General features: G+C 72.5%; 19 protein-coding genes. 7 read left to right on the plus strand and 12 right to left on the minus strand.

The features are described from left to right. Window positions 1–14: 14 nt before the first annotated feature. Complete coding sequence (locus QBL25_RS11225; RefSeq protein ID WP_409056881.1) at window positions 15–1,679, minus strand: CTP synthase; 1,665 nt, start codon at window positions 1,677–1,679, stop codon at window positions 15–17. A 413-nt stretch (window positions 1,680–2,092) separates the two neighbouring features. Here QBL25_RS11225 and QBL25_RS11230 point away from each other — a divergent pair, with 413 nt between their 5' ends. Beyond that, window positions 2,093–3,904 (plus strand): glycoside hydrolase family 15 protein, encoded by a 1,812-nt coding sequence (locus QBL25_RS11230; RefSeq protein ID WP_409056882.1) that lies wholly within the window; start codon window positions 2,093–2,095, stop codon window positions 3,902–3,904. 10 nt (window positions 3,905–3,914) lie between these two features. On the opposite strand, the gene QBL25_RS11235 is transcribed toward QBL25_RS11230, so the two are convergent. Then, window positions 3,915–5,426, minus strand: coding sequence for an APC family permease (locus QBL25_RS11235; RefSeq protein WP_409056883.1), 1,512 nt, complete (start codon window positions 5,424–5,426; stop codon window positions 3,915–3,917). A gap of 160 nt (window positions 5,427–5,586) precedes the next feature. Here QBL25_RS11235 and QBL25_RS11240 point away from each other — a divergent pair, with 160 nt between their 5' ends. Continuing rightward, a complete protein-coding gene (locus QBL25_RS11240) occupies window positions 5,587–7,224 on the plus strand; it encodes a PucR family transcriptional regulator (protein WP_409056884.1) in 1,638 nt (545 codons plus the stop codon). Window positions 7,225–7,246: 22 nt separating this feature from the next. Here QBL25_RS11240 and QBL25_RS11245 read toward each other — a convergent pair whose 3' ends face one another. From QBL25_RS11245 to recN, 3 genes are all read right to left on the minus strand, one after another. Further along, complete coding sequence (locus QBL25_RS11245) at window positions 7,247–8,383, minus strand: glycosyltransferase family 4 protein (RefSeq protein ID WP_409056885.1); 1,137 nt, start codon at window positions 8,381–8,383, stop codon at window positions 7,247–7,249. 281 nt (window positions 8,384–8,664) lie between these two features. After that, window positions 8,665–9,441: a hypothetical protein gene (locus QBL25_RS11250; RefSeq protein WP_409056886.1), complete on the minus strand. Its 777-nt coding sequence runs from the start codon at window positions 9,439–9,441 to the stop codon at window positions 8,665–8,667. Window positions 9,442–9,559: 118 nt separating this feature from the next. Next, window positions 9,560–11,287, minus strand: a complete 1,728-nt coding sequence (recN, locus tag QBL25_RS11255; protein WP_409062613.1) for a DNA repair protein RecN — start codon at window positions 11,285–11,287, stop codon at window positions 9,560–9,562. A gap of 221 nt (window positions 11,288–11,508) precedes the next feature. On the opposite strand from recN, the gene QBL25_RS11260 reads away from it, so the two are divergent. Beyond that, a complete protein-coding gene (locus QBL25_RS11260; protein ID WP_409056887.1) occupies window positions 11,509–12,858 on the plus strand; it encodes an FtsX-like permease family protein in 1,350 nt (449 codons plus the stop codon). Window positions 12,859–12,971: 113 nt separating this feature from the next. Here the strand turns inward: QBL25_RS11260 and QBL25_RS11265 are convergent, their stop codons facing one another. From QBL25_RS11265 to QBL25_RS11275, 3 genes are read right to left on the minus strand one after another with little or no spacing between them, the layout of a single operon-like run. After that, window positions 12,972–13,877, minus strand: a complete 906-nt coding sequence (locus QBL25_RS11265; RefSeq protein ID WP_409056888.1) for an NAD kinase — start codon at window positions 13,875–13,877, stop codon at window positions 12,972–12,974. Continuing rightward, complete coding sequence (locus QBL25_RS11270) at window positions 13,874–14,689, minus strand: TlyA family RNA methyltransferase (RefSeq protein WP_409056889.1); 816 nt, start codon at window positions 14,687–14,689, stop codon at window positions 13,874–13,876. Before QBL25_RS11270 ends, QBL25_RS11265 begins: the two co-directional genes overlap by 4 nt. Window positions 14,690–14,696: 7 nt before the next feature. Then, on the minus strand, window positions 14,697–15,026 hold the full coding sequence (locus QBL25_RS11275) for a hypothetical protein (protein WP_409056890.1): 330 nt from the start codon (window positions 15,024–15,026) through the stop codon (window positions 14,697–14,699). A gap of 42 nt (window positions 15,027–15,068) precedes the next feature. On the opposite strand from QBL25_RS11275, the gene QBL25_RS11280 reads away from it, so the two are divergent. After that, window positions 15,069–15,416, plus strand: coding sequence for an SCP2 sterol-binding domain-containing protein (locus tag QBL25_RS11280; protein WP_409056891.1), 348 nt, complete (start codon window positions 15,069–15,071; stop codon window positions 15,414–15,416). On the opposite strand, the gene QBL25_RS11285 is transcribed toward QBL25_RS11280, so the two are convergent. Genes QBL25_RS11285 through QBL25_RS11295 form a run of 3 tightly spaced genes read right to left on the minus strand, consistent with a single transcriptional unit; the run spans window position 15,400 to window position 18,361 of the window. Further along, on the minus strand, window positions 15,400–16,293 hold the full coding sequence (locus QBL25_RS11285; RefSeq protein ID WP_409056892.1) for an ABC transporter ATP-binding protein: 894 nt from the start codon (window positions 16,291–16,293) through the stop codon (window positions 15,400–15,402). The two genes, QBL25_RS11280 and QBL25_RS11285, sit on opposite strands and share 17 nt — an antisense overlap. Next, complete coding sequence (locus QBL25_RS11290; protein ID WP_409056893.1) at window positions 16,290–17,318, minus strand: FecCD family ABC transporter permease; 1,029 nt, start codon at window positions 17,316–17,318, stop codon at window positions 16,290–16,292. Before QBL25_RS11290 ends, QBL25_RS11285 begins: the two co-directional genes overlap by 4 nt. Next, complete coding sequence (locus QBL25_RS11295; protein WP_409056894.1) at window positions 17,315–18,361, minus strand: FecCD family ABC transporter permease; 1,047 nt, start codon at window positions 18,359–18,361, stop codon at window positions 17,315–17,317. Before QBL25_RS11295 ends, QBL25_RS11290 begins: the two co-directional genes overlap by 4 nt. Before the next feature lie 230 nt (window positions 18,362–18,591). Between QBL25_RS11295 and QBL25_RS11300 the strand changes: the two genes are divergently transcribed. Together QBL25_RS11300 and QBL25_RS11305 are read left to right on the plus strand one after the other, a co-directional pair. Beyond that, entirely contained in the window at window positions 18,592–19,620 is a 1,029-nt protein-coding gene (locus QBL25_RS11300; RefSeq protein ID WP_409056895.1) for an ABC transporter substrate-binding protein, read from the plus strand. Further along, on the plus strand, window positions 19,620–20,453 hold the full coding sequence (locus tag QBL25_RS11305) for a siderophore-interacting protein (RefSeq protein ID WP_409056896.1): 834 nt from the start codon (window positions 19,620–19,622) through the stop codon (window positions 20,451–20,453). The genes QBL25_RS11300 and QBL25_RS11305 overlap by 1 nt, the downstream gene beginning before the upstream one ends. A gap of 196 nt (window positions 20,454–20,649) precedes the next feature. On the opposite strand, the gene QBL25_RS11310 is transcribed toward QBL25_RS11305, so the two are convergent. After that, window positions 20,650–21,678 (minus strand): HAD hydrolase-like protein, encoded by a 1,029-nt coding sequence (locus QBL25_RS11310; protein WP_409056897.1) that lies wholly within the window; start codon window positions 21,676–21,678, stop codon window positions 20,650–20,652. Between the two features lie 72 nt (window positions 21,679–21,750). Here QBL25_RS11310 and QBL25_RS11315 point away from each other — a divergent pair, with 72 nt between their 5' ends. Next, window positions 21,751–23,028: a DUF1015 domain-containing protein gene (locus QBL25_RS11315; RefSeq protein ID WP_409056898.1), complete on the plus strand. Its 1,278-nt coding sequence runs from the start codon at window positions 21,751–21,753 to the stop codon at window positions 23,026–23,028. Window positions 23,029–23,078 lie beyond the last annotated feature (50 nt).

A 23,078-nucleotide genomic window follows, 5' to 3' on the forward strand; every position in this document is an offset into this window, starting at 1 on the left:
GTATCGCTCTGGTCCTACTGACCCGTCTGGCGCTCTGCTTCCTGCCGTGCGACCGCCGCCTTCACCAGGCCCGCGAAGAGCGGGTGCGGACGCGTCGGGCGCGAGCGCAGCTCCGGGTGCGCCTGGGTGGCGACCAGGTAGGGGTGGACCTCGCGCGGGTACTCGACGTACTCGACGAGCTTGCCGTCCGGGGACGTGCCGGAGAAGAGGATGCCGGCCTTCTTCTCGAGCTCGGCGCGGTAGGAGTTGTTCACCTCGTAGCGGTGACGGTGGCGCTCCTCGACGTACTCCTTGCCGTCGTACACCTCACGGGCGATGGAACCCTCGGCGAGCTTCGCCGGGTACATGCCCAGCCGCATCGTGCCGCCCATGTCGCCCTCACCGGCGACGATGTCCAGCTGCTCCGCCATGGTCGAGATGACCGGGTGGGCGGTCGCGGCGTCGAACTCCGTGGAGTTGGCGTCGGGGATGTCCGCGAGGTTGCGGGCGGCCTCGATCACGATGCACTGGAGGCCCAGGCAGAGGCCGAGCAGCGGGATCTTGTTCTCGCGGGCGAAGGTGATCGCGCCGACCTTGCCGGTCACGCCGCGGTCGCCGAAGCCGCCGGGGATGCAGATCGCGTCGACGTCGCCGAGCTGCTTGGCGGCGCCGGCCACGGTCTTGCAGTCGTCCGAGGTGACCCACTTGACCTTGACGCGGGCACGGTTGGCGAAGCCGCCCGCGCGCAGCGCCTCGGTCACCGACAGGTAGGCGTCGGGCAGGTCGATGTACTTGCCGACCAGCGCGATCGTGACCTCGTGGTCCGGGTTGTGCACCCGGTCGAGGAGGTCCTCCCACTGGGTCCAGTTCACGTCGCGGAACGGCAGGTCGAGCTTGCGCACCACGTAGGCGTCGAGGCCCTCGGTGTGCAGGACCTTCGGGATGTCGTAGATCGACTTGGCGTCGATGGCGGCGACCACCGCGTCCTCGTCGACGTCGCACATCAGCGAGATCTTGCGCTTGATGGCGGTCGGCACGTCGCGGTCGGCGCGCAGCACGATGGCGTCCGGCTGGATACCGATGTTGCGCAGGGCCGCGACGGAGTGCTGGGTCGGCTTGGTCTTCAGCTCACCGGACGGGCCGATGTACGGGAGCAGCGAGATGTGCACGACGAAGACGTTGTCGCGGCCGACCTCGTGGCGGACCTGGCGGACGGTCTCCAGGAAGGGCAGGGACTCGATGTCGCCGACCGTGCCGCCGACCTCCGTGATGACGACGTCGACGTCGTCGGTGGCCATGCGGCGGATGCGGTGCTTGATCTCGTTCGTGATGTGCGGGATGACCTGCACCGTGTCGCCGAGGTACTCGCCGCGCCGCTCCTTGGCGATGACCTGCGAGTAGACCTGGCCGGTGGTGACGTTGGCCGAGCCGTCCAGGTCGACGTCGAGGAAGCGCTCGTAGTGGCCGATGTCCAGGTCGGTCTCGGCGCCGTCGTTCGTGACGAAGACCTCACCGTGCTGGAAGGGGTTCATCGTGCCGGGGTCGACGTTCAGGTAAGGGTCCAGCTTCTGCATGGTGACCCTCAGGCCCCTGGCCTTGAGCAGCGCGCCGAGGCTGGACGCCGTCAGTCCCTTGCCGAGGGAGGAGGCGACACCCCCGGTGACGAAGATGTGCTTGGTCGTCGTGGCTTTGGGCTGCATGGCCAAGAGGGGGCTCCCGTGGTCGCGGTCTGGAGGGTGCGTACCGGCGTCGTCCAAAGGGGTCTGGAGGAGGTGCCGTCGCTGCGGTTCGGGGGTTCTATGACCACCGGCTCACGGGCTACCAGGGTATCAGCGACGAGAGGAGGCTGCTTCCGGCCACGCTCGGACACCCACGTCACACCTCCCTCACCTGGCGCTCACCCGTTCGGCGCAGGCTCGTTGCCGGGAGCGGCGCGCAGATCACCTGGGTGCGTCGTATCCTGCTCGGACACTCACTGCCGAGCCGGACCGATCAACGGCAATCACCCCCCGCCCGTTCCCCGGAACAAGAGGCTCGTGCAGTTCGTTTTACAGCGAACCCTTGACCGTAGAGCGACCGCCCCCGCGAGGGCGACGTGGCCGTTTGACTGGAGATGCACGTGGCCGGGCGCATCGAGGACTACGCACTCATCGGAGACATGCAGACCGCTGCCCTGGTCTGCCGGGACGGCACAGTCGACTGGCTGTGCCTGCCCCGCTTCGACTCTCACGCCATCTTCGCCGGATTGCTCGGCACGGAGGAGCACGGATTCTGGCGTCTCGGGCCCGCTCACAGCCCCGACGCACCACCGCCGACCGCCGCGCGGCGCACCTACCGCGGCGACTCGCTGATCCTGGAATCCGAGTGGGACACCCCGCGCGGCACGGTCCGCGTGACCGATTTCATGCCGCCGCGCGACACGGACGCCCCGCAGCTGGTGCGGATCGTCGAGGGCGTCAGCGGCCGGGTGCCCATGCGCTCCGCCCTGCGGATGCGTTTCAGCTACGGCCGCGTGGTGCCCTGGGTGCACAAGGTCGACGGGCGCACGGTGGCCGTCGCCGGTCCCGACTCGGTGTGGCTGGACACGTCGGCCGAGACCTTCGGCAAGGACCTCACGACGTACTCGGACTTCACGGTCGCCCCCGGTGACCGGATCGCGTTCACCATCTCGTGGCAGCCCTCGCACAAGGAGCCGCCCGCGCTGCCGGAGCCCGAGAACGCCCTGGTGGCCACGGAGGACTTCTGGCGGGAGTGGGTGGACCACTGCACCTACCACGGCCCCTACCGCGAGGCCGTGGTCCGCTCGCTGATCACCCTGAAGGCCCTGACGTACGCCCCGACGGGCGGCATCGTCGCGGCGCCCACGACATCGCTGCCCGAGGACATCGGCGGCTCCCGGAACTGGGACTACCGCTACACCTGGCTGCGCGACGCGGCCATCACGCTCTCCTCGCTGCTGCGCACCGGCTACCGCGAGGAGGCCCGCGCCTGGCGCGAGTGGCTCCTGCGCGCGGTGGCCGGCGACCCCGAGAACCTCCAGATCATGTACGGCATCGCGGGCGAGCGCGAGCTCGGCGAGGCGGAACTCGACTGGCTTCCCGGGTACGAGGGCTCGACCCCGGTCCGGGCGGGCAACGGCGCCGCGCACCAGCTCCAGCTCGACGTGTACGGCGAGGTCACCGAGGCCCTGCACCTGGCGCACATGACGGGCCTGGCCCGCAGTGACTACGCCTCGCTGCTCCAGCTCAAGCTCATCCGGTACCTGGAGACCAACTGGGACCAGCCGGACGAGGGCATCTGGGAGGTGCGCGGCCCGCGCCGCCACTTCGTGCACTCCAAGGTGATGGTCTGGGTCGCCGTGGACCGCACGATCAAGCTCATCGAGTCCGGCGACGCGGACGGCCCCCTGGAGAAGTGGCGCGACCTGCGGGACGACATCCACCGGGACGTCTGTGAGAAGGGTTACGACAAGGAGCGCAACACCTTCACGCAGTCGTACGGCTCCAAGGAGCTGGACGCCTCGCTGCTGCTCATCCCGCAGATGGGCTTCCTGCCGCCCGACGACAAGCGCGTCATCGGCACGATCGAGGCGATCCAGCGGGAGCTCTCGACGTCGGACGGCTTCATCCTGCGCTACCCCACGACGGGCGACGACGCGGGTGTGGACGGTCTGGAGGGCGACGAAGGCGCCTTCCTGGCCTGCTCGTTCTGGATGGCCGACGACCTGGCGATGATCGGCCGGGTGGACGAGGCCCGCAAGCTTTTCGAGAAGCTGCTCGCGCTCCGCAACGACCTGGGGCTGCTCGCCGAGGAGTGGGACCCCCGGCTCCAGCGCCAGGTCGGCAACTTCCCGCAGGCCTTCAGCCACGTGCCGCTGATCGACACGGCACTGCGGCTGACGGCCAGCGGGGCGTACGGCGGCTAGCGGACCCCCTTCAGCTCCGGACGGCGACGGGTTTCCCGTCGCCGTCCGTGCGTTCGGCCGCGTCCTCCAGGACGATCCGGCCGATGATCTCGTAGCGGGCGGGCCGTTTCGCCTTCAGGTACAGGCCGAGGCCGAGTCCCCCGAAGAAGACCAGGCCGACGATCCACGGGATGGCCCCGAAGAACAGGGAGTCCGCCGCCGAACCGGCCGCCGTGTCCATGTTGATCACGAGCAGGACGACGACGGCGATCATCCCGACGCCGCCGAGCAGCGGCGCGACCAGGGTCGTGAACCAGTGCCGGTCCTCGGGGTGGTGCGTGCGGAAGTAGCCGATGACGGCGAACGAGCAGAGCGTCTGCACGATGAGGATCGCCATCGTGCCGAGGATCGCGAGCAGCGTGTACAGGTGGATGTACGGGTCCTGGCCGGTGAGCCAGAAGGCGGCCACCAGCGCGACGGCTATCGCGGACTGGACGTACGAGGCGATGTACGGCGAGCCGTGCCGGGGATGGGTGCGGCCGAGGCCGCGGTGCAGGAACCCCTCGCGCCCGATCGCGTACAGATAGCGCGACGCGCACTGGTGGAAGGCCATGCCGCAGGCGAACGAGCCGGTGATCAGGAGCCATTGGAAGGTGTCGACCGCCCAGGCGCCGATGAAGGCGTGGGCCGGGTCGAAGAACAAATCCAGCGGGCTCGTGGACTGCGAGACCTCGACCGAACCGGCCAGGCCGTTGCCCGCGATGGTCATCCAGGAGACGTAGATGTAGAAGAGGCCGACGCCGACGACCGAGACGAGGGTGGCGCGCGGGATGACCTTCTTGGGGTTGCGGGACTCCTCGCCGTACATGGCGGTGGACTCGAAGCCGACCCAGGACCAGAAGGCGAAGAAGAGGCCGAGGCCCGCCGAGGTGCCGGTGAAGGCGTTCTTCGGGTTGACCGGCTCGACGGGGATGCCGTCGGGGCCGCCGCCGTGGATCAGGACGGCGGTGGCGACGGCGAAGAGGACCGCGATCTCGGCGATCAGCATCACGCCGAGCGCCTTGGCGGTGAGGTTGATGTCGAAGTACGACAGGACGACGGTGACCGCGAGCATCGCGCCCGCGTAGAGGATCCACGGCAGGTCGACGCCGAGCTGGTCGTGGACGGTGGTCCGGGCGAAGTAGGAGAAGACACCGACGATCGACGCCTCGAAGACGATGTACGCGAGGACGGCGAGCATTCCGGACGCCATGCCCGCGATGCGGCCGAGGCCGTGCGAGATGTAGCCGTAGAAGGCGCCGGCGGCCGTGATGCGCTTGGCCATGGCGACGTATCCGACCGAGAACACGGTCAGGACGAGCGTCGCGAAGAGGTAGCCGGCGGGGGCTCCGGTGCCGTTGCCCGCGCCCACGGCGATGGGGAGGTTGCCGGTCATCGCCGTGATGGGAGCCGCGGTGGCGACCGCCATGAAGACGACGCCGACGAGGCCGACGGAGTTCGCCTTGAGGCGGTGGACCTCGGGTGTGGTGGGTTGCTCTGGCATGGCGGGCACCCTGCCCTGGAGTGACGCACGCCACAACCCGGCAGGGGGTCACGCAAATGTCGTCCGGGGGCGACGAGTTGTCGGGGTATGAGCGGATCAGATCATTCCCGTAACCGGTCGGAGATGTTCCCGGCACGTGAGCGCAGGTACCGTCCGCCCCATGGAAAGTCAGGGCACGCAGGGCACCCAGGGCGGCATCACCGTGCAGCGGGCCCTGGAGCTCCCCGGTCTCCGCGGTGGGCTCCCCGAAGTCGTCGCGGGCGCGGAACGGTTGCAGCGCACGGTCCGCTGGGTGCACGCGGGCGAGGTGCCCAACATCGCCTCGCTGCTCAAGGGCGGGGAACTGCTCCTGACCACGGGCCTCGGCCTGGGCGCGCGCCCCGCCGAACAGCGCGTCTTCGTGCGCAAGCTCGCCGAGCGCGGCATCGCGGCCCTCGTCGTCGAGCTGGGCCCGCGCTTCACGCGGCTGCCCGCGGCCATAGTGGAGACCGCGCGCGCCGCGGGCCTTCCGCTGGTGCAGCTGCACCGCGAGGTGCCCTTCGTGACGGTGACCGAAGAGATCCACACCGAGATCGTCAACGGCCACTACGCGCTGCTCCAGCGGGCCGATGAGGTCCACCGGCGCTGCACGGAGGCGCTGCTCGGCGGGGGCGGCGTGCCCCAGGTCCTGAACGTCCTCGCGGGCTTCAGCGGCAACCCGGTGTTCCTGGAGTCGCCGGACGGCCAGCTCCTGTACGCCGCCGGGGCGGGCACGGAGTGCGCCGATCCGCTCCAGGTGTGGGAGGGCCTGCGGGGCCAGCACAAGGACGGGCCGCCCGCGGGCGCGCTGCTCGTCGACGTGCCGGGCGGCGGTCCCGGCACGGGCTCGGTGCGCGCCCGCCTCGTGCTGCTCGCCGTGGAGTCCGCGCTGCTCCCGGTGCACCGGATCGCGGCGGAGCGGGCCGCCGGCTCGCTCGCGGTGGTTCTGATGCAGGCACGCCAGGAGGAGGAGCTGGCCGCGCGGGGCCGGGGCGACTTCCTGACCGATCTGGCGGAGGGGCGCATCAAGGCCGACGACGCGCCCGCCCAGGCGCGGGTCCTCGGTTTCAAGCCCGGCGAGAGCCCGCTGCTCCCGGTGGTGATGCGGCTCGCGGACGGTCTTCCGCCCGGGGGCGGCTGGGCGGTGCTCGCGCGGGCCGTGGCGGAGGAACTCGCCGCGGTGGGGGTGCCGGTGCTGCTCGGCGTCCGTCCGGTCGAGGGGCGCGTCCCGCTGCTGCTCGGGCTGCGTTCGGAGACCGAGCGCACCGCGGTGGCCGACCGGGTCGCCGCCGCGCTGCGGGCCGGCGTGGAGCGGGCGGGGATGCAGCGGGCCGGGGCGCTGCCGCCGGTGGTGGTGGTCGGCGTCGCGGGCGGCTGGGCGGCGGCGTCGGCGGGGCTGCGGCACGCGGCGGAGACGGCGACGGCCGCGCAGGGCCTGTCGGACCGCCCTTGGTACGACGCGCGGCGCCTGGACATCGACCTGCTCCTGTGGCGCCTGCACAACTACGACGACTCGGCGCTCGCGGCCTTCGTGGACCGTGCGATCGGCCCGCTGCGGGCCCATGACCTGCGCTCGAAGCCGCCGCTGCTGCCCACCTTGCAGACGTATCTGGCCCATGCGGGACGCAAGGCGGAGACAGCGCGCGAACTGCACCTGAACCGTCAGACCCTCTACAACCGCCTCGCCCGGATCAGTGAACTCCTGGGCACGGACCTGGACGACCCGCAGACGGTCCTCGCGCTGAGCCTGGCGCTGCGGGCGCGCAGACACGTGGCGTGACGGGGGCGCGTGCCGCCGCGGGCTAAGTCGCGAAGGGTTGCGTCAGCTCGTCGTAGACGCTCAGGACCTGGGTGACCGTCTCGTCCTCCGTGGGCCAGGTCGCCGCCTGGGCCGAGCCCCTGTCCTTGAGCAGCTCCCGGCGTGCCGGGTCGGCGAGGAGCCGCGCCACGGCGGTGGCCAGGGCCCCGGCGTCGCCGTACGGGACGAGTTCGGCGGCGTCGCCGACCAGTTCGGGGATGCCGCCGACGGCGGTGGCGACGAGCGGCACGCGCGCGTGCAGGGCTTCCTGGGCCAGCACGGAGCGGGACTCCCAGCTGCTGGGCAGCACCACGAGGTCGGCCGCCGCGAGCATCGCGGGCACGTCGTCGCGCCGCCCGACGAGCCGGACCGCCAGGCCCTCGGCCTCGATACGGCGCTGCAAGGCGCCCCGCTCGGGTCCTTCGCCCGCGATGACCAGGAGCGGCAGCGGGTCGAGGTGGCGCCACGCACGCGCGGCGTCCAGGAGGACGTCGTAGCCCCGCTGCCGTTCGAGCGTGCCGACCGTGACGACCAGCGGGCGTCCGACGGCTCCGAGTTCGGCCAGGGCCTTGTGCCGCAGTCCCTCGGCGTCCTCGGCGGGCCCGGCCGCCGCGCGCGGCGCGGGGAAGGTGACGGGGGCGAGACGGGCGTCCCGCGCACCCCGGCTGCGGGCGCGGTCGACCAGGTCCGACGAGGTGCCGAGGACCACGGCGGCGGCGCGGGCCACGCGTCGCTCCAGGAGGTGCAGGAGCCGGGCGCGCGCGCCTTCCGCGTGCGCCCGGGTGTGCCAGGTGACGACGAGGGGGATGCGGCGGCCGGTGAGCGCGAGGGTGGCGCGGAGCGCGGCGTGCAGTCCGTGGGCGTGCACGAGGTCGGCGTCGGCGCAGGCCAGCCGGAGGGACGCGACGGAGGCGGGGTCGCTGCTGCGGGGCACGTGCACGTGCCGGGCGCCGGTGCCCGTCAGGTCGTAGGCGCCGGCCGCCTCGGTGGGGGCGCAGACCGTGACCCGCACGCCCCGCGCCGCGAGTCCCGCGGCGAGCGACCTGACGTGGGCACTGCTGCCCGCGCTGCCACCGCCCAGCACCTGCACGGTGTGCAGCGGGGTCTGACCGTGCGGTGAGTGGCTGCTCACGTGGCTCACGTAGCCGGGGCTCCTGGGTCGGCGTCGGGGGGCTGCGCCAAGGATGCCAGTCCGTACGGACGTTCCGGCACCGCCGAAAGGTCTCTTCCGTGTCGGGGCGGGCAACTCCCTGACCCGGATCACCCACACGGGTGAGGACAACGGGGATTCAACACCGAGGACGACCTACGGCCCCCGCATCTTCGCAGCGCCGGCACCCCCGACGGAAGGCTTTCCGGAGTACGGGCCCGGCATGACCTTGGATGGACAGGCCGGGGAGAGCCGGGCGGCAGGCCGACCCGCTAGGCCCCGCCCCGCACAGCCGAGCTGACCTTCTCCCCGTACGCCGCTGCCGCCACCAGAGCCACCGCGTGGGCCACGAGCCCCGCGCGGGCGTTGCCCGCGACGACGGCGGTGCCGAGGACCGCACCCAGGGCGTGCGCCCCCGCGTCGCCGATCATGGCGCGCTCCCCGAGGTCGTCCGGGAGCACCGCGGCCGCGGCCCCCACGGAAGCCGCGGAGAGGATTCCGGCAGGGCCCCGGCGCAGCAGTCCCGGCGCCCCCAGGGCGATGACCGCTCCGGCGGCCCGGCCCGGACGTACGTCGACGAGGTTCACGAGGTGGGCGGTGCCCGCGATGACGACGCCCGCGAGGACCTTGTCCGCCGGGCGCTCCTTGAGCAGCGCGCCCGCGACGAGCGCCGCCGCGGAGATCCCGGACAACTTCACGGCCCCGCTGGTCACTTCGCCGGCCCGCAGCGCGCCCAGATGCGCACGGAAGCCCCGGCGCGGATCGCCCTCCCCCGCCGTGTCGTCGTACGCCCCGCAGGCTCCCGCCGCGAGCACGGCGAGCGTGGCGGCGGCCCGGTCCCGGGCGGGCAGCGCCATGGCCCCGGCCACCGCACCGAGGGCGGCGGCGGGCCCGGCGTACAGCTCCACCGCACGCCCGGCGTAGTTTCTCCGCTGCCAGCGGCCGGGGCCGCCGGGAGCCCGTGCGCGCAGGGCGGTGGTGGCCACGCGCGTGACGGCGGCCGCGGCGAGGAGGGCGGCGGGGCGGCGGACGGACGCGCGGTCGATCATGCGCCCCAGCGTACGGCCGGGACCGGGCCGCCCCGGCGTGCGGTACGCGGCGGGGCTTGCGGCGAACCGACGGCGGACCCGCGGCGGGGCTCCGTCGGGGTTTCCCCCGGCCGACGCCCTACCTGTCCCCCCGAGCCGTGGCCAGCAGTTCCTCCGCGTGGGCCCGGGCCGTCTCCGAGTCCTCCTGGCCCGCCAGCATCCGGGACAACTCCCGCACCCGGTCCTCCCCTTCGAGCACGAGGACACCGGACCGCGTCACGGACCCGTCGTTCGTCTTCTCGACCAGCAGCTGCCGGTCGGCGAACGCGGCCACCTGCGGCAGGTGCGTCACCACCACGACCTGCGCCGACTTGGCGAGTTTGGCGAGCCTGCGGCCGATCTCGACCGCGGCCTTGCCGCCGACCCCCGCGTCGACCTCGTCGAAGAGGTACGTCGGCACGGGGTCCGTGCCCGCGAAGACGACCTCCACGGCCAGCATCACGCGCGACAGCTCACCGCCGGACGCGCCCTTGGCGATCGGCCGGGGCGGAGCTCCCGGGTGCGGGGCGAGGAGGAGTTCCACCTCGTCGACGCCCGCGGGGCCGTACGCCACGACCCGTCCGCCGACCGGCACGCCGTCCGCGCCCTCGGGCACCTCCGTGCTGGTGATGTCGATCGTCACGCGCGCGTGCGGCATCGCCAGCGAGGCCAGCTCTTCGGTGACGGCCGCGGCGAACCGCGACGCGGCCTCCTGGCGGGCGTCGGTCAACGCCTGGGCGAGCCCGGCGAGTTCGCCCCGCAGCGCGTCCCGCTCCGCGGTCAGCTCCTCGAGACGGTCGTCGTCGCCCTCGAGTTCGGTGAGCCGCGCGGCGCCCTCCTGGGCCCAGGCGAGCACGGTGTCGATGTCGGAGCCGTACTTCCGGGTCAGCTGGGTGAGCGCGGCCCGCCGCTCCTCCACCGCCGCCAGGCGCAGTGGATCAGCGTCGAGGTCGTCGGCGTACCCCGCGAGTTCGCCCGCCACGTCGCCCAGCAGGATCCCGATCTCACCGATCCGCTCGGCGAGCGCGGCCAGGGCCGGGTCGTGCGAGCGCACCGCTTCCAGGGCCCGGTGGGCGCCCGCCACGAGCGTCGTGGCGTCGACCGCCTCCGGGTCCTCGGGGATGCCCGCGAGCGCGGCGTGCGCCGATGTCGCGGCGGAGGCGAGCGCCTCCGCGTGGCCGAGCCGCTCGGCCTCGGCGGCCAGTTCGGTGTCCTCGCCCTCGCGCGGCTCCACGCCCGCGATCTCTTCGAGGCCGAAGCGCAGCAGATCGGCCTCCTGGGCCCGTTCCCGCGCACGCGTGGTGATCTCGTCGACCTCGGTCGTCACGGCCCGCAGCCTGCGGTACGCGGCCGTGTACTTGGCCAGCGGCACGGTGACCGCGTCGCCGGCGTACCGGTCCAGGGCGCCGCGCTGTCTCGCCGGTTTGAGCAGGCCCTGCTGGTCCGTCTGCCCGTGCACCGCGACGAGGTCGTCGGCGAGTTCGGACAGCAGGCCCACCGGGACCGAACGGCCGCCGAGGTGCGCGCGGGAGCGCCCCTCCGCCGAGACCGTACGGCTGATGAGCAGCGCGCCGTCGTCGAGTTCGGCGCCCGCCTCCTCCGCGCGCACGGCAGCCGTGGCATCCGCGGGCACAGTGATCCGCCCCTCCACCACAGCCGCCTTGGCGCCGATCCGCACCAACGCGGGATCCGCGCGTCCGCCGAGCAGCAGGCCAAGGCTGGTGACCACCATCGTCTTGCCCGCACCGGTCTCGCCGGTCACGGCGGTGAATCCCGGCGACAGCTCGACCACCGCGTCGTCGATGACTCCGAGCGACCGTATCCGCATCTCCTCCAACACGGACACGACCTTACGAGGTCGTGGGGCAGGTGTGCGACGGCGGCCGGTGTCCTTCCCCCTTCCCGTCACGAAGACGCAGGTGGCAAAGGCGGACCGAACGGACGCGTCACCCTCAGGGGTGGGGGTGTCCGAGGTGGGGTTTTCCCCCACCTCGATCTTCCGGACAGCCTCCTGGCGGACGGGTGGCCCGGCGGCCCACGATGATCGGTATGGGAACAGGACTGGCGCGGGCGGCGCTGCGGGCCCACCGCCCGGCCTTCGTGGGCACGGCCGTGGCGGCGCTCTTCGCGGCGACGGTGGTCAGCGCGTCGACGATGATGCTGGGCACGACGGGCACGGACGGACTGTCCGCGCGGGCACGCAGGCAGATCACGGCGAACGGCGTCGGCGACATGGCCGTCGTCCTGCTCATCGGATCTGTCTATATGTCGATATTCGTGGTCGTGTCGACGATGGGCACGGCCGTCACGCAGCAGCACCGCGAGCTGGCCCTGGTCCGTTCCCTCGGCGCCAGACCCCGTCAGGTCCGCCGCGCGGTGGCCGCTCAGGCCCTCGCCGCGTCGGTCCCGGCGGCACTTGCCGGCTTCGTCCTCGGCGGCTTCCTCGCGCGCTGGTGGCACGCGGGCATGGTGGCGCACGGACTGCTCCCCGCGGAGGCGGACTTCCGGTTCGGCTGGGTGGCGCTTCCGGTGTGCCTCGGCGTGGCCGTGGTGACGACGACCCTCGCCGCGTTCCTGTCGGCGCTGCGCTTCTCGCTGCTGCGCCCGGCCCGCGCCCTCGCCGAGGCGGCGCACGGGCGGAGGGGGCTCGGGGTGCTGCGGGCGCCGCTCGGCCTGACGGCGGTCGCGGGGGCCTGCGCGGTCTCGGTGCTCCTGTCGAAGCAGCCGGCGGCCGAGGCGGGCGAGGGGGCCTTCCTCGTCCTGATCCTGTTCTGCGCCGGCGCCGGGCTGCTCGGCCCGCGCCTCATCGGGCCCGCGGCCTGGCTGGTCTCCGCGCTGGTGGGCCGGCTGAGCGGCAGCGCGCGCCTGGCCATGCTCACCGTCCGCTCGCAGCCCCGCCGTTTCTCCGCCGCGGTGGTGCCGCTCGTCCTGGTCGTGGCCTTCGGCCTCACCAAGATAGGCATGCACACGACGGCCCGGCACCACACGGGCTCCGCGGGCAGCACGGGCGAGGTCTGGCTCGACTACGTGGGCACCGGGCTCTACGCGGGCTTCGCCGCCATCGCCGCGGCGAACACCCTCGCCATGATCTCCTTCGAGCGCCGCCGCGACGTGGCCCTGCTGCGGGTGGTGGGCAGCCGGCGCGCCCAGGTGCGGGCGATGGCCGCCTGGGAGTCCGTGGTCGTCGCGGGGACCGCCCTGCTGCTCGGCACCGCCATCGCCCTCGGCACGCTGGCCCCCCTCCTCAGCACGGCCTTCGGCTCCGCGCTCCCCCACCTGCCGTGGGGCGTGCCGGCGGGCATCGCGGCGGGCACGCTGCTCCTGACGCTGCTGGCGACGGGGCTGCCAGTGGCATCGGTGATGCGGCGGCGGGCGATCTCCGTGGTCAGCGCAACGTAACCGCAGAGGGTGCGGGCCCCCGTGAGGGGCGCGGGGAACCGCGCGACCAGCCCCCACCCACCCGCAGATTCCGCACCGACGCCGCCCACACGAACCGCCCGTCCAGCGGAGCGCTAGTGCGGCGCCCCGCGCCACCCGGACACCGGCAGGGCGAACTTCGCGACGAGCCGGTCGGTGAACGACGCGTGGTGCAGCCGCGCGAGCCGCACCGGCACCCCGCCCCTGCGCACCTCGACCCGCGCGCCGGGCGGCAGCTCCACGGTCCGCCGCCCGTCGCACCACAGGACGCCGTGCGGCGTGTGGTGCTGGACCTCGACGGCGAGCACCGAGTCCGGCGAGGTCACCAGGGGCTTGGCGAACAGGGCGTGCGCGCTGATCGGCACCATGAGCAGCGCCTCCACCTCCGGCCACACCACGGGCCCGCCCGCGGAGAAGGCGTACGCGGTGGAGCCGGTCGGGGTGGCGCACACGATGCCGTCGCAGCCGAAGCCGGTGACCGGACGGCCGTCGATCTCCAGGACGACCTCCAGCATCCGCTCGGCCGACATCTTCTGCACGGCCGCCTCGTTGAGCGCCCAGTCGCGGTGCACGACGTCGCCGTTGCTGTGCACGACGACGTCGATCGTCATGCGCTCCTCGACCTCGTACGCCTTCGTCACCACCCGGTCGACGACCTTGTCCAGGTCATCGCGCTCGGCCTCGGCGAGGAAGCCGACGCGGCCGAGGTTGACGCCGAGCATCGGCACGCCGGAGGCGCGGGCGAACTCGGCGCCGCGCAGCAGCGTGCCGTCGCCGCCGAGCACGACGAGCAGCTCACAGCCGTCGAGGCACTGGGGGGTGGCCTCCTTCACGGTGCCCACCTCGGGCGGCAGCGGCAGATCGGCCGCCTCCGCCTCCAGGACCCGTACGCCGATGCCGCTGCGCAGCAGTCCTTGGACGACGAGTTCGGCACTGCGGATGGCGGCAGGCCGTCCGGTGTGCGCGAGCAGGAAAACAGTACGAGCTCGGGTCTCAGTCAACGGGGCCCCTCCGCCACGGCACGGTCAACGTCCGCCGGGTCGAGTTCGGGCGCCCCGGCACGCAGCCACAGAAAGTACTCGACATTTCCGGAAGGCCCGGGCAGGGGGCTCGCGGTCACGCCACGCACCCCGAGTCCGAGCCCCCACGCCTGGCGCGCCACACCGCGGACGGCGTCGGCCCGCAGCTCCGCACCGCGCACCACGCCGCCGCTGCCCAGGCGCTCCTTGCCGACCTCGAACTGCGGCTTGACCATCAGGACCAGGTCGGCGTCCGGGGCCGCGCAGCGCACGAGGGCGGGCAGCACCAGGCCGAGCGGGATGAAGGACAGATCGCCGACGATCAGGTCGACGGGGGTCCCGTCGATGGCCTCCAGCGTCAACTCACGTACGTTCGTGCGGTCCTTGACGGTGACCCGGTCGTCGCTCTGCAACGACCAGGCGAGCTGGCCGTACCCGACGTCCACGGCGACGACGCCGGAGGCTCCGGCGCGCAGCAGCACATCGGTGAAGCCGCCGGTGGACGCGCCCGCGTCGAGCGCGCGCCGCCCCTCGACGACAAGGCCCTGCGGCACGAACGCGGCGAACGCGCCCGCCAGCTTGTGGCCGCCGCGCGAGACGTAGTCGGGATCGCTGTCGTCGGTCGCGACCACGATGGCTGCCGCGGTCTCCACCTGCGTCGCGGGCTTCGTCGCGGTGTTCTTGTCGACGCTCACCCGCCCGGCGGCGATCAGCTGGCTGGCGTGCTCGCGCGAGCGCGCCAGCTTGCGCCGGACCAGTTCGGCGTCGAGGCGGCGGCGTGCCACTCCTGCCACGTTCTGTTCAGCTCCTGTTGTACGGGGGTGAGTGCGGGGACAGAGCAGCGGGCGTCCCCAGGGGTGAGGGCGCCGGCGGCCCGGGGCGTGCGTCGAGCGCGGTCAGCGCGTCCCGCAGGCCCCGGTGTACATCCTCGTACACCTCGATGTGGCCGTCCGTGGCGAGGTGGTCGGCGTCGCCCAGGCGCCGCAGCAGGCCGTCCACCTCCGCGTCACCGGTCGGGACCCGCTCCACCCCGAGGGGCGAGGGCCCCGCGGGGTCGTACGTCTGCGCCCCGGCCTCGGCGGCCTCGGGCTCCACCTGCTCGGGCTCGGGGCCCGGCGACGAGTCGCTCATGCCACGACGCTACCGCGAAGCGCTGCGGTACCGTCGATCACGATGGCGACGATCGAAGAGTGCCGCACGGCGCTCGACACACTCTCGGACAATCTGGCGGGCGCCGACGACGGCGTGCGCGGCGCCGCCGCGCTCGACCGCTCGCTGAGCTGCCGCATCACCGATCTGGACGTGACCTTCACGGGCCGGCTCCAGAACGGCCGGATCATGGTGCTCGACACGCTTCCCGGCCCGCCGCGCGAGAAGGCCGAGATCCGCCTCGCCATGTCCGGCGACGATCTCGTGTCGATGGTGGACGGCGAGCTGAACTTCGCGAAGGCCTGGGCCTCCGGCCGGGTCAAGCTGGAGGCGGGCCTGCGCGACATGCTCCGCCTCAGGTCGCTGCTTTAGCCACCGCGCCGGCCGCGTCCGCGGGCTTCTTGCGTCCCCGCCGTGCCGCGGGCACCACGAGCGGTGTCCCCGTCTCGGGGTCGTCGATGATCTGGCAGTCCATCCCGAAGGTGTCGCGCACCAGCTCCGTGGTGACGACGTCGGCCGGCGCGCCCTCGGCGACGACCGCGCCGTCGCGCAGGGCGATGAGGTGGGTCGCGTACCGGGCGGCGTGGTTGAGGTCGTGCAGGACGGCGACGAGCGTGCGGCCCTGTTCCTCGTGGAGTTCGGCGCACAGGTCGAGCACGTCGATCTGGTGCTGGATGTCCAGGAACGTCGTCGGCTCGTCCAGGAGGAGGAGCGGGGTCTGCTGGGCGAGCGCCATGGCGATCCACACGCGCTGGCGCTGGCCGCCCGAGAGCTCGTCGACATAGCGGTCGGCCAGTTCGGCCACTCCGGTCGAGGCCATCGACTCGCCGACGATCTTCTCGTCCTGCGCCGACCACTGCCGCAGGAGTCCCTGGTGGGGGTAGCGGCCGCGGGCCACCAGGTCGCCCACGGTGATCCCGTCGGGCGCGATGGAGGACTGCGGGAGCAGGCCCAGCGTGCGCGCCACCTTCTTCGCGGGCATCGACTGGATGACGTTCCCGTCGAGCAGGACACGGCCCTGGGAGGGCTTGAGCATCCTGGACAGGGCGCGCAGCAGGGTGGACTTGCCGCAGGCGTTCGGGCCGACGATCACCGTGAAGGAGTGGTCGGGGATCTCGACGGACAACTTCTCCGCGATGACGCGCTGGTCGTAGCCAAGGGTCACGTCGTCCGCGACGAGCCGGTTCACTGCGGCACGCTCCTGCCTGTCGGTGCTCTGGGAGGTTTGGGGGTCCGTGGGCTTCTTCATATCCGCCCCGCCTTGCGCTCGATGACCAGTAGCCACAGCAGATAGAGGCCGCCGAGGACGCCCGTGACCACGCCGACGGGCAGCTGGTCGGCGCCGAAGGCCCGCTGCGAGGCCCAGTCGGCGACGACCAGCAGGGTCGCGCCCATGAACATCGCGGGCATCAGGTTCGGTCCCGGCGATCGGGTGAGCCGCCTGGCCAGCTGCGGCGCGGTGAGCGCGACGAAGCTGACGGGCCCGGCGGCCGCGGTGGCGGCGGCGGTGAGGAGCACGGCCGAGGCCATCAGGACGATGCGGGTGCGCTCGACGGGCACACCGAGCGCGTACCCGACGTCGTCGCCCATCTCCAGCATCCGCAGCGGCCGTGCGTACGTCATGACGAGCGGTACGAGGACGGCGCACAGGACGAGCAGCGGCCAGACCTGGTCCCAGTCCCGGCCGTTGAGCGAGCCGGTCATCCAGACGACGGCGCGGGCGGCGTCGACGAGGTCCGCCTTGGTGAGCAGATAACCGTTGATCGCGGTGACGAAGGCGGAGACGCCGATGCCGACCAGGACGAACCGGAAGCCGTGCACGCCCCGCTTCCAGGCCAGCACGTAGATCGCGAAGCCGGTCACCAGACCGCCCACGAGGGCGCCGCCCGCGACCTGCACCGCGGTGCCCTGGAAGAGGACGATCATGGTGAGCGCGCCCGCCGTGGACCCCTGCCCGAGGCCCAGGATGTCCGGGCTGCCGAGCGGATTGCGGGAGATGGACTGGAAGATCGCGCCGCCGAGCCCGAGCGCGGCCCCCACGAGGAGGCCGACGATGACCCGCGGCAGGCGCAGGTCGTTGATGATGAACTCCTGCCCGGCGTCTCCGTCGCCGAGCAGCGTACGGATGACGTCGGCGGCCGGGATGGGGAAGTCGCCGGTGCCGATCAGGAGGACGCTCGCGGCGAGCGCGGCCAGGATGAGCACGCCGACGACCACGGCCGTGCGGACGTCGAGACGGAAGCTGAGTCCGCCCCGGGTGCGTATCGCCTTCACAGCTGGGCCAGCCTCCGCCGTCGTACGAGAAAGATGAAGACCGGAGCGCCGATCAGCGCGGTGATGATGCCGACCTGAAGTTCCGCGGGGCGTGCGACGACGCGTCCGACGACGTCGGCGCCGAGCAGCAGCACCGGCGAGAGGATCGCCGCGTACGGCAGGATCCAGCGCATGTCGGGCCCGGTGAACGAGCGCACCACGTGCGGCACCATCAGGCCGACGAACATGATCGGCCCGCAGGCCGCGGTGGCGGCCCCGCAGAGCAGGGTCGCGGCGGCCATGGACAGGGCGCGGGTGCGGTTGAGGTGGGCGCCGAGCGCGCGGGCGGTGTCGTCGCCCATGGCCATGGCGTTCAGCGGCCGGGCCAGACCGAGGGCGAGCACGATGCCGATCACGAGGAAGGGCAGGACCTGGAGGATGGTCTCGGTCTTGGCCGACGCCAGGGAGCCGACCGTCCAGAAGCGCATCTTGTTGAGCGCCGCGCTGTCCGCGATCATCACGGCCTGGAGATAGCCGTAGAGCGCGGCGCTCAGCGCGGTACCGGCGAGCGCGAGCCGCACCGGGGTGGCGTTGCGCGTGCCGCCCAGGACATAGACGGCGACGCCGACGACGGCCGCACCCACGAAGGCGAACCACACGTAGCCACTCAGCGAGGTGACCCCGAAGAAGCTGATCGCGGTGACAACGGCGGCGGACGCGCCGAGGTTGATGCCGAGCAGGCCCGGGTCGGCCAGCGGATTGCGGGTCAGCGCCTGGAGGACGGCGCCCGCGAGGCCCAGGGCAACGCCGACGAGCACGCCGAGCAGCGTCCGCGACAGCCGCTCTCCGACGACCACGTCGCCGTACGTGCCGGTGTCCTGGAAGAGGCCGTGCCAGACCTGGTCCAGGGACATCTGTTTGGCACCGACCGCGATGCTCGCCACGACGACGAGGAGCAGGACGCAGAGCGAGACGAGGAGCCCGGCGCTGCGTATCGCGCGGCGGTTGGGTGGCGCGGCGGGGGCGGACTCCGCGCCGGCTTCGGGGGGACTGTCGACCAACACCAGGTTAGGTTAGCCTACCCTCGCACTTGACTTCGACGAGAGAAGCACCACCGGTGCGTCCCCCGGCCCGATGCGCCCGATTCCGAGGGTGCCGCCCGGAACTCCCCGCGGTCAAGGCGGTCCGGGCCACCGCCCGGCCCGGCGAAGCGCACTTCCCGTCTCGCCGGCTACGCGCCTCTCTTCGAGCGGCACGCGGCAGCCGTCGACAAGTCCACGAAGGCGGCAGCCCGATGCCCACCACCCACCGCCCCCTCGCCCGCAGCGGCATGTCACGCCGCGGCCTGCTCGCGTCCGGCGGAGCCCTCGGCCTCGGCGCGCTGCTCAGCGCCTGCGGGAGCGAGGAGAAGTCCGGTAAGAGCCCGGGGTCCAAGCCCTGGAGCTTCAAGGACGACCGCGGCAAGACCGCCAAGGTGGGCCACACCCCGAAGAGCATCGTCGCCTTCGTCAGCACCGCCGCCGCCCTGCACGACTACGGCGTCTCCTGCACCGGGATCTTCGGCCCCTCCAAGCCCGTGGACGGCAAGCCCAACCCCCAGGCGGGCGACCTCGACGTCGGCGAACTGACCAGCCTCGGCGAGTCCTTCAACCAGTTCAACATCGAGAAGTACGCGACGCTCGAACCGGACCTCCTGATCAGCAACATGTTCCCGGCGCCCGCCCTGTGGTTCGTGCCCGCGGACAGCGCAAAGAAAATCGAGGCCCTCGCGCCCACCGTCGGCATCAACGGCGCCCGCGCATCCCTCCTGGAACCCCTCAAGCGCTACACCGAGCTCGCCGAGTCCCTGGGCGCGGACCTGGAGACGGAGAAGGTGCGCGCCGCCAAGGCCCGCTTCGACAAGGCCGAGCGCACGCTGCGCAAGGCGGCGAAGGCCAACCGCGGCCTGAAGGTCCTCGCGATGACGGGCGACGCCGACCAGATGTACGTCGCCGTCCCGGACTCCTACTGCGACCTCAACTACTTCAAGGATCTCGGCGTCGAGTTCGTCGAGGGCAAGAAGAGCGACGACTGGGGCTTCTGGGAGTTCCTCAGCTGGGAGAACGCCGACAAATACCACGCCGATCTCATCATGATCGACAACCGGTCGAGCGCGCTGCCGCCCAAGGAGCTCGCGAAGAAACCCACCTGGGCCCTGCTCCCCGCCGTCAAGGCCGGCCAGACCGTGCCCTGGTCGATGGAGGAGCGCTACAGCTACGCCGGGTACGCCCCCGTGCTCGAACAACTCGCCGCCGCCATCGAGAAGTCGAAGAGGCTCACCTGATGACTGACTCCCCGTACCACTTCTTCGATGTCCACGTCCTGCGCACCGAGTACGTCACGCCCTCCATGATCCGCGTGACCCTCGGCGGAGACGGCCTGGCCCGGATGGCCTCCGCGGGGCGCGACCAGCGCATCAAGGTGTTCCTGCCGCACCCGGGACAGGACGCCCCCGTCATGCCGGACACGACGGAGGGGAACGCGGCGAACTGGTACACCGACTGGCTCGCCCTCGACCCCGACGTCCGGGGCATCATGCGCACCTACACCACCCGTGAACTGCGCCGCGACCCGGACGAGCTGGTCGTCGACTTCGCGGTCCACGGCCCGGCTCCCTCGCCCGACGACGGCCCGGCCACCAGCTGGGCGCGGGCCGCACGCCCCGGCGCGCGGATCGGCGTGCTCGCCCCGGTCGAGGAGGAGAACGGCGCCTACGACTTCAGGCCGCCGCAGGACACCGACTGGGTCCTCCTGACCGCCGACGAGTCGGCGCTCCCGGCGGTCGCGGCCATCCTGGAGACGCTTCCGGCGGGCACGCCGACCCGCGTCTGGATCGAGCTCCACGACCCGGCGGACCAGCAGGAGCTGTCCACCGAGGCCGCCGCCGAGATCACCTGGCTCACCGAGCAGGGCGGCACGCCAGCCGCCATCCGCGCCGCCGAGCTGCCGCCGGGCACGCCGTACGCCTGGGTCACGGGCGAGTCCGCGACGGTCAAGACGGTCCGCCGCCACCTGGTCGGCGACCGCGGCTTCGACCGCAAGCGCGTCTCGTTCGCCGGCTACTGGCGCAGGGGCACGACGACGGACGAACTGATAGACCGCAACGAGGCAGCCTGAGGGCCCCGCCCCTTCCACACCTCACCGACGCCCCGGCCGCCTGACGGCCGGGGCGTCGGCGCGAGACGGCCACAGGCTTGACGACGGGGAGAGCGGCCCCGGGGAGACCGGCCCCGGGGAAAAGGACCGAGCGCGACCAGGAGCTGCGGCGGACTGACCTGGCCTTCCCTAGCCTGGCTGCTCCCGCCCCGGCCCGCTAAAGCCCCAGCCGCGACAACGCCTTCTCCCCGTCCAGCGTGCACGTCCCGGATCCCGCCTCCGTCCAGGCCGCCGCGCACAGCGCCCGCAGCCCGTCCATGGCGTCGCCCTCGCCGTCGAGGACCAGTTCCTGCCCCCGCGCCACGGTCGTCCAACCGCCGCAGCCGAAGCCGCCCTCGACCGGGGTCACTTCGGGCTGGCCGGTCAGCATGCCGCGCAGATCCGCGTCCACGTACGTGGGCCGGTGCTCGGGCGGGGCCGCCAGAAGCTGGGCCCCGTCCGTGACGCCGGTCAGGACGAGCAGCGAGTCCACCTCGCCGTTGAACGCGCCCTCGATGTCCGTGTCGAGCCGGTCCCCCACGACCAGCGGCCGCTCGGCGCCCGTCCGCAGAATCGTCTCGCGGTGCATCGGAGGCAGCGGCTTGCCCGCCACCTGCGGCTCCGCGCCCGTCGCGATGCGCACGACCTCGACCGCCGCGCCATTGCCCGGCGCGATCCCCCGCGCACTGGGAATCGTCAGGTCCGTGTTCGACGCGAACCACGGCACTCCCCGCGCGATCGCGTAACAAGCCTCGGCGAAACGGCCCCACGCCATGTCAGGACCGCCGTACCCCTGCACGACCGCCACCGGAGCGTCCTCCGCCGACTCCACCGGCTCCAGCCCACGCTCCCGCAGCGCGACCCGCAGCCCCTCACCGCCGATCACGAGCACCCGCGCCCCCGCGGGAACCTGCTCGCTCACCAGCCGCGCAGCGGCCTGCGCGGACGTGATGACGTCCGCCGCCCCGGTCGGGATGCCGAGCTCCGTCAGATGCCCGGCCACGGCGTCCGGCGTACGCAGCGCGTTGTTCGTCACGTACGCCAGACGCATCCCGCCGGACCGCGCCGTCCCCAGCGACTCGACGGCGTGGTCGATCGCGTGGCCCCCCGCGTACACCACCCCGTCCAGGTCGAGCAGCGCCGTGTCGTACGCCTCGCTCAGCACACTCCGGCTGCCTTCGGGCCGCGTCCTGACGGTCTGGCTCATTACACATCGCTCCTCGATCGATCCCGCTCCCCCGATCATCGCTCATCCCTCCGACACACATACGATGCAGCAATGAAGACAGCGGGTCATACCGACGACCAAGGCCTCGACCTGATCCCGTTCCGAGGCGTGCGTTACGTCCCCGAGCAGGTCGGCAGCCTTGCCGCCGTGACGTCCCCGCCGTACGACGTGGTCGTACGGCCCGACGGCCTGCTCCACCTGGAGTCAGCCGACCCGCACAACATCGTCCGGCTGATCCTGCCCCAGGCGACCACGCCCGCGGCCCGCAACCAGCAGGCGGCCGAGACCCTGCACGCCTGGCTCTCCCAGCACATCCTGGCGCCCGACCCCGAGCCCTGCCTCTACGTCTACGAACAGCGCGACGCGGGCATCCTCCAGCGCGGAGTCATCGGCGCCCTGCGCCTCTCCGAGGCGGAGGAAGGCATCGTCCTGCCCCACGAAGGCGTCATGACGCACGTCGTGGAGGACCGCGCGGCCCTGATGCGCGCGACGAGCGCCAACCTCGAACCGCTGCTCCTGACCTACCGCTCGAACGGCGCCCCCACGGGAGCGGCAGCCGTCATCGAGCGCGTCGTGACGACCGAGCCGCTCCTGTCGACGACCACGGAGGACGGTTTCAGCCACCGCCTGTGGGCCGTCGACGACCCCGCCGACGTCACCGAGATCCGGTCAGATCTCGCCCACCACCAGGCCCTGATCGCGGACGGCCACCACCGCTGGGCGACCTACCTCCGGCTCCGCTCCGAGCACCCGCCGGCCGGCCCGTGGGACTACGGCCTGGTGCTCCTGGTGGACACCGCGCGCTACCCGCTCCGGGTCCGCTCCATCCACCGCTACCTGCACCGGCTCCCGGTCTCCGAAGCCCTCGGCGCCCTCACGGGCTCCTTCCGGGTACGCACCGTCGAAGGCCCCCTGCCGCGCGCGCTGGAAGCCCTGGCCGAGGCGGCGGCCGAAGGCAACGCCTTCCTCCTCGTGGGTGACGGCGCCTTCCACCTCATAGACCGCCCCGACCCGGACCTGCTGGCCCGTACGATCCCCGCCGACCCCCCTGAGGCCTGGCGCACCCTGGACGCGACGGTCCTGCACTCCACGCTCCTCGACCACATCTGGAAGATCCCGGACGCACCGGAGCACATCGCGTACATCCACGACACCGAGGCCACCGTGGAGAAAGCCGAACGCGACGGCGGCACGGCGGTCCTGATGCACCCGGTCCGCGAAGAGGTCGTACGCGACCTGGCCCGCCAGGGAGTCACGATGCCCCGCAAGTCCACGTCCTTCGGCCCCAAGCCGGCCTCGGGCCTGGTCCTGCGCAGCCTGGACTTCTGACCTCCCTCGCCTGCATTTTCCTTTCTGCGCTTTTCCTGCACTTTCCTTCC

The sequence above is a fragment of the Streptomyces sp. SYP-A7185 genome, from assembly GCF_046103685.1.
Taxonomy (GTDB): domain Bacteria; phylum Actinomycetota; class Actinomycetes; order Streptomycetales; family Streptomycetaceae; genus Streptomyces.

What these genes read in the sequence shown, in the direction of transcription:
- QBL25_RS11225 (WP_409056881.1), bottom strand. Translation starts at nt 1,679, where the DNA reads ATGCAGCCCAAAGCCACGACGACCAAGCACATCTTCGTCACCGGGGGT.
- QBL25_RS11300 (WP_409056895.1), top strand. Translation starts at nt 18,592, where the DNA reads ATGCCCACCACCCACCGCCCCCTCGCCCGCAGCGGCATGTCACGCCGC.
- QBL25_RS11230 (WP_409056882.1), top strand. Translation starts at nt 2,093, where the DNA reads ATGCACGTGGCCGGGCGCATCGAGGACTACGCACTCATCGGAGACATG.
- QBL25_RS11275 (WP_409056890.1), bottom strand. Translation starts at nt 15,026, where the DNA reads ATGAGCGACTCGTCGCCGGGCCCCGAGCCCGAGCAGGTGGAGCCCGAG.
- QBL25_RS11305 (WP_409056896.1), top strand. Translation starts at nt 19,620, where the DNA reads ATGACTGACTCCCCGTACCACTTCTTCGATGTCCACGTCCTGCGCACC.
- recN (WP_409062613.1), bottom strand. Translation starts at nt 11,287, where the DNA reads ATGCGGATACGGTCGCTCGGAGTCATCGACGACGCGGTGGTCGAGCTG.
- QBL25_RS11280 (WP_409056891.1), top strand. Translation starts at nt 15,069, where the DNA reads ATGGCGACGATCGAAGAGTGCCGCACGGCGCTCGACACACTCTCGGAC.
- QBL25_RS11285 (WP_409056892.1), bottom strand. Translation starts at nt 16,293, where the DNA reads ATGAAGAAGCCCACGGACCCCCAAACCTCCCAGAGCACCGACAGGCAG.
- QBL25_RS11310 (WP_409056897.1), bottom strand. Translation starts at nt 21,678, where the DNA reads ATGAGCCAGACCGTCAGGACGCGGCCCGAAGGCAGCCGGAGTGTGCTG.
- QBL25_RS11250 (WP_409056886.1), bottom strand. Translation starts at nt 9,441, where the DNA reads ATGATCGACCGCGCGTCCGTCCGCCGCCCCGCCGCCCTCCTCGCCGCG.
- QBL25_RS11315 (WP_409056898.1), top strand. Translation starts at nt 21,751, where the DNA reads ATGAAGACAGCGGGTCATACCGACGACCAAGGCCTCGACCTGATCCCG.
- QBL25_RS11235 (WP_409056883.1), bottom strand. Translation starts at nt 5,426, where the DNA reads ATGCCAGAGCAACCCACCACACCCGAGGTCCACCGCCTCAAGGCGAAC.
- QBL25_RS11240 (WP_409056884.1), top strand. Translation starts at nt 5,587, where the DNA reads ATGGAAAGTCAGGGCACGCAGGGCACCCAGGGCGGCATCACCGTGCAG.
- QBL25_RS11260 (WP_409056887.1), top strand. Translation starts at nt 11,509, where the DNA reads ATGGGAACAGGACTGGCGCGGGCGGCGCTGCGGGCCCACCGCCCGGCC.